Here is a 323-nt window from a genome sequence, read left to right as displayed (position 1 = left end):
CAGTAGACTTGACCTTTAATGAAGCCAAAAATAAAGCCAATCTGTTCGTTACTGTGCCAGCAGGGGCAAACGCTGACGAAGTCAATCACGGTCTCGTGCTATCTGGTCATACTGATGTCGTGCCAGTCGATGGGCAAGAATGGACGTCCGAGCCGTTCACCGCGACGATACGTGGCGACAAGCTATACGGACGCGGCGCTTGTGATATGAAAGGCTTCATCGCCTGTGCATTAACTTTATTGCCACAAGCGGTAAAACTATCTAAAAATGGTCAGCTACGTCGTCCATTACATTTGGCTTTATCATTTGATGAAGAAGTAGGC

General features: G+C 47.7%; 1 protein-coding gene. It reads left to right on the top strand.

The annotated features are described in order from the left end of the window. Positions 1-323, top strand: a 323-nt coding sequence (locus tag AAEY78_RS12475) for a M20/M25/M40 family metallo-hydrolase (protein ID WP_352339656.1), incomplete at both ends; no start/stop codon positions are given.

It is taken from the genome of Psychrobacter sp. 16-MNA-CIBAN-0192, from assembly GCF_040309565.1.
Lineage (GTDB): Bacteria > Pseudomonadota > Gammaproteobacteria > Pseudomonadales > Moraxellaceae > Psychrobacter.
Note: the sequence above shows the minus strand (reverse complement) of the source record. Positions and strands in the feature narration are given on the sequence as shown.